We start from the raw sequence: 4996 nt of genomic DNA on the forward strand, positions 1-4996 counted from the left end.
GCATGAAGCCCATGTCGGCCATCTGGTCGGCCTCGTCCAGCACGGTGGCGCCGACCTGGTCCAGCCGGCAGTCGCCCCGGTCGATGAGGTCCTTGAGCCAGCGGGCCTTGACCTTCTGCAGGCGCGGGTAGTTCCCCTTGTAGTAGAGGGTGTGCCAGGGCACTCCGGAGGTGTTCCACTGCGGGTCGGCCAGATCGATGTCGGGGTAGTTGATGAAGGTGCCCTCGGTCCGGTCGTCGGGCACCGGGACGCCGCCGGTGGTGGCGAAGACGTCGCGGTAGATCTCCCGGATCCAGGCGAGGTTGGCGTCGTCCTGTGCGGGATCCATCCAGGTGGCCGACATCCACACCTTGATGATGGAGTCGCGCTGGGCGGTGGCGGTGGCCGTCTCCGGAACGGAGTTGACCTTCGCGCCGTACGAGTAGAGCGAGACCTCGCCCCACACCTGGGTGTCGGCGCTCAGGTACTTGTAGAGGGTGGCGGCCTGGGCGGCGGTCCACGGCTTGCGCAGATAGGCGCCCTTGGACTTGGTCCGGTCGAACCCGCCGGTGTCGAACTTGTTCGCCAGCGTGGCGCGCAGCCACGGCTCCGTGCTCCGCTGGACGGCCGGCTCCACCCCCGTGCCCTCGTTGATCGCGGCCACGAAGTCGTTCAGCAGCCCCTCGGCACCGTCCAGTCCGCCGTCGATCTGGATGTCCAGCAGGATCTGCCCGGCCGCCTTGCTGTTGAGGTAGAAGACGCTGTGCAGACTGGCGTACGGGGTGTCGGCGGCGCTGTTGCGCTGGTGCCAGGCCCCGTGGTTGTCGATGATCCGGGTGAACGCCTTCTCGGTGAGGGCGGACCACTCCCAGGTCACGATGTGCCGCAGGGTCGACTTCGGCGCCTTGGGCAGCAGCCCGGACGGGTCGTTGCCGGTGGCGCCGGGCGTACGGAACCAGTACTTGGTGACGATGCCGAAGTTGCCGCCGCCGCCCCCGGTGTGGGCCCACCACAGCTCGCGGTTGGGGTCGCCGGCCGCGCTGGTGGCCACGACCTTGCGGGCCCGGCCCGAGGCGTCCACGACGACGACCTCGACGGCGTGGAGGTGGTCGGCCACCACTCCGTCGCGGCGGGAGAGCGGGCCGTACCCGCCGCCGAGCACATGCCCGCCGACGCCCACCTGGGGGCAGACGCCCGCCGGGATGGTCACGCCCCAGTCGAGGTACAGGGTGCGGTACGCCTCCCCGAGGGTCGCCCCGGGTTCCACGGCGAACGCCCGCTTGGCGGAGTCGTAGGAGACCTGCCGCATCTCGGACATGTCGATGACGGCCCGCACGGCGGGGTCGTCCACGAAGCCCTCGAAGCAGTGGCCGCCGCTGCGCACGGCGATCCGCTGGCCCGCGTCCAGGGCCCGGTTCACCGCGTCCACGACCTGGTCCGCGGTGTGCACGACGTACACGGCGTCGGGCTTGCCGCGGAACCGTCCGTTGAATCCCCGGCTGACCAGGTCCTGGTAGCGCCGGTCCGTCCGGTCCACCTGGACGAGCCCGGTCCTGGCGCCGCACGCGCCGCCCTGTGCCGCTTCCGGGACGGCGGCCTCGGCGGCCTGGGCACCGGGGACGGCCGTGGCCACCACCGTGGCCCCGCCGACCGCCGCCGCGCTGCCGAGGAATCCACGGCGCGTGAATTCGTTCAACACAGACACCTTTCCTTTCCGTGCATGCAATGTCTGACTGCACCGCCGGCGATTACGGCTCGACGGGCTCCAGAATCACCACGGGAATTTCCCTGGTGGTCTTCTTCTGGTAACTCTTGTACTGCGGGAAAAGCCCCGTCATGAGCTTCCAGAGATCCGGCTTCTCCTCGGCGGTCGCCGTACGCGCCCGCACGTCGAGATGTTCCTCACCGATCTGGACGTGCGCCTCGGGCGAGGCGACGAGATTGAGATACCAGAGCGGATGCTCGGGCTTTCCGCCGTTCGAACCGACCACGACGACGTTGTCGCCGTCCCGGCCGTAGATCACCGCGGTGCGGCGCAGCTTTCCCGATTTCCGGCCGCGGGTGGTGAGCAGCAGGGTGTCGAGCCCGTACCACTTGGCCCCCTCCTTGCCGCCGCTGCGGTCGTAGCGGCGTATGTGCGCCGCGACCCAGCCCGTCGGACTGTCGACGGGCGTCTCCTCCGGCTGTTCCGACTGCTGCTCCGACGTCCGCTCCGGCCGCTGTTCCGGCTGCTCCGGCTCGTGCTCCTCCGGCATGACCCCTCCGAACTAATCAAATTTGTCTAGCTGCACCCTAGCCACGCTGGACCCGGCGACGCAATCAAATTTGAATACCGGTACGCCGCGAGGCGTCAGTAGGGTCGCGCCCCGCCGAACGCGCTGGCCGGCACCGCGACCGGGGCTCGGCCCACCGCGAACCGGGGCTCGAAGTCGGTGTCCGCGTTCAGCACCGCCCGGTGCAGCCGCTGCACCTGGGGCCCCGGTTCCAGACCGAGGCCCGCGACCAGCGCGCCCCGCAGCCGGTGGAAGACCTGCAGCGCCTGGGCCCGGCGGCCACTGAGGTGCAGGGCCCACATGTACTGGCCGTGCAGGCCCTCGTGCAGCGGGTTCTCCACCGTGAGAGCCGCGAGCTCGGCCAGCACCTCGCGGTACATGCCGAGCCGCAGCTCCACGTCGACCAGGTACTCGAAGGCGGCGAGCCGGGACTCCTCCAGCTGCCGGCGCCGGCTCTCCAGCACCCGCCCGGCCGGTACGTCGACCAGCGCGGGCCCCCGCCACATCAGGAGCGCCTCGTTCAGGTCCCGTACCCCGGCCGCGTCGTCGCCGCGCACCAGCGCCTCCCGGCCGGAGGTCACCAGACGGCGGTAGCGGTGCAGGTCGAGCACGCCCGCCTCGGCGGCCAGCACGTATCCGCCCGCGCGGGTCACCAGGATGTCGCGGGCCACCTCGTCGGTGGTCAGCCCGGTGACCGCGGAGAACATCTTGCGCAGGTTCAGGATGTACGTCTGCAGCGTGGTCAGACCGCTGACGGGCGGATCGTCGTCCCACAGATCCCGCACCAGTGACGGCACGGGCACCACCTGTCCCGTGTGGACGAGCAGCATCGCCAGTACGTTCCGCAGCTTCGGGGCGCTCGGGGCGGTCGTCTCCCCGTCCACCCTGACGTACAGCGGTCCCAGCACACCGAATTCCATCGCGCTTCCCCCTACCCCTGATCTTCGGCCTTCCAGGAATCCGCCGTCACGGACGGCGGTGCTCCTTCTCCGGCCACGGCTCACCGAGCTGGCGGTAGGTGCCCTGGTAGTCGGGCCAGTCGCGGTGGTGGTGGATCTTGCCGTCGACGAAGTGGAGGAGGTGGATCTGCTCACCCGAGAACAGCCGCCCGGTGGGGGCCATGCCGACCATCTCGCCGACGTGCCGCCCGTAGAGCACCAGCCGGGCGCGCACCCAGTCGCCGTTCTCCTCGATGGCCACCTCCTCCAGACGCGCATCCTCGGAGAACGTCCTCTTGACCCAGGCGACATTGATCGCGAAAAGCTCAGGGCCGCGCAGTGAGGTGAATTCCAGCGTTCCCGGATTCATGTATTCCGGATGGATGTAGTCGGCCACGTCGTCCGTTTTCCCGGTGTTGTACGCCTCCACCAGGCGCCGGACGCTCGCTATCTGGTCGCTCACGTTTTCTCCTCGCGAATCGGCATGAAATCGGTCGCCACTCGGTCCGGAATCGGTCGCTGCCGATCCGGAACCGGTGCGGCGGTACGTTCCGGAATCAATTCTTAGGAGACGGCATCCCCCGGAACAAGAGCGGATCGGCCTTCCAGGGACTTCTTTGCGTTGTGTCCAGCGGCGGTCCAGCGGCGCTCCAAGGCCTCTCCATCCGGGCCCGAGACCGGCGGGGAAAAGTGGTGTATCCACCGAGAGAGCGGGAGATTCAGTGGACACGTCCACGTACAAATCCGAAGTGGCGGCGGCCTTCAACAGTGCCGCGGCGTCCTACGACCGGCTCGGCGTGGAGTTCTTCACTCCGATGGGCCGGCGCCTGGTGGAACGCGCGGCTCCCGGCGAGGGCGCACGGGTCCTCGACGTCGGCTGCGGCCGGGGTGCCTGTGTCTTCCCGGCGGCCGAGCGGGTGGGACCGACGGGCCGCGTCGTGGGCATCGACGTCGCCGAGGCGATGATCGAGGAGGCCGCGAAGGAGGCCGCGCTGCGCGGCGCCGGCACGGTCGAGCTGCGGGTGATGGACGGGGAGCACCCCGACTTCGAACCGGGCTCCTTCGACGTCGTCCTGGGCAGCTACAGCGTCATCTTCCTGCCCGACGCGCCCGCGGCACTGGCCCGTTACGCGCCGCTGCTCTCCCCCGGCGGGCGGCTCGCCTTCACCAGCCCGGTGTTCAGCGACGACACCTTCCCCTTCCTGCCGCCGGTGTTCACCGAACTCATCCCGCGCGAGCTGCTGCTCGACCTGCCGCCGCAGTGGCAGCCCGAGCGGCTGTCGCAGCGTTTCAACAGCTGGCTCGCAGACCCGGCCGACCTCGCCCGCACCCTGGAGAAGGCGGGCTTCCAGGACGTGTCGGTCGTCGACGAGTCGGTCAAGCTGGTGGCCGAGTCGGGTCTCGCGTGGGTGGACTGGTCCCACACGCAGGGCATGCGCCTGCTCTGGAACCACCTCGCGGACGACAAGCGGCAGCAGCTCCGGGAGCGGCTGATCACCTCGCTCGACGCGATGCGCGACGGGGACGGCCCACTCACGATCGACACACCCGTCCGCTACGTCACGGCAACCGCCCGCACCCCTTAGGGGCGCGGGGAACTGCGCGACCAGCCCCCACCGACCCGCAGAAAACCAAACCCACACCCGCCCCCCAGGGGCGCGAGGAACTGCGCGACCAGCCCCCACCAGCCCGCAGAAAACCAAGCCCACACCCGCCCCCCCAGGGGCGCGGGGAACTGCGCGACCGGCCCCCACCGGCCCGCAGGTGACGAAGCCGACGCCCCGCCCCCGTGCAATGACCGGGGGC

The 4996-nt window shown here is 69.9% G+C and carries 5 protein-coding genes; 1 reads left to right on the forward strand and 4 read right to left on the reverse strand.

The annotated features are described in order from the left end of the window. The 4 genes from ACFWGJ_RS41830 to ACFWGJ_RS41845 form a co-directional block, all read right to left on the reverse strand. Positions 1-1675, reverse strand: a 1675-nt coding sequence (locus ACFWGJ_RS41830; RefSeq protein ID WP_387334193.1) for an FAD-binding protein, incomplete at its 3' end; no start/stop codon positions are given. 52 nt (positions 1676-1727) lie between these two features. Next, on the reverse strand, positions 1728-2234 hold the full coding sequence (locus ACFWGJ_RS41835; RefSeq protein WP_387334194.1) for a nitroreductase family deazaflavin-dependent oxidoreductase: 507 nt from the start codon (positions 2232-2234) through the stop codon (positions 1728-1730). A gap of 95 nt (positions 2235-2329) precedes the next feature. Continuing rightward, positions 2330-3172: a BTAD domain-containing putative transcriptional regulator gene (locus tag ACFWGJ_RS41840; protein WP_387334195.1), complete on the reverse strand. Its 843-nt coding sequence runs from the start codon at positions 3170-3172 to the stop codon at positions 2330-2332. A 46-nt stretch (positions 3173-3218) separates the two neighbouring features. Then, entirely contained in the window at positions 3219-3653 is a 435-nt protein-coding gene (locus ACFWGJ_RS41845; protein ID WP_107016224.1) for an ester cyclase, read from the reverse strand. A gap of 259 nt (positions 3654-3912) precedes the next feature. Between ACFWGJ_RS41845 and ACFWGJ_RS41850 the strand changes: the two genes are divergently transcribed. Continuing rightward, entirely contained in the window at positions 3913-4776 is an 864-nt protein-coding gene (locus ACFWGJ_RS41850) for a class I SAM-dependent methyltransferase (protein WP_387334196.1), read from the forward strand. Positions 4777-4996: the final 220 nt, after the last annotated feature.

Origin of the sequence: Streptomyces sp. NPDC060205 (genome assembly GCF_042728395.1) — a bacterium.
Classification (GTDB): Bacteria; Actinomycetota; Actinomycetes; order Streptomycetales; family Streptomycetaceae; genus Streptomyces.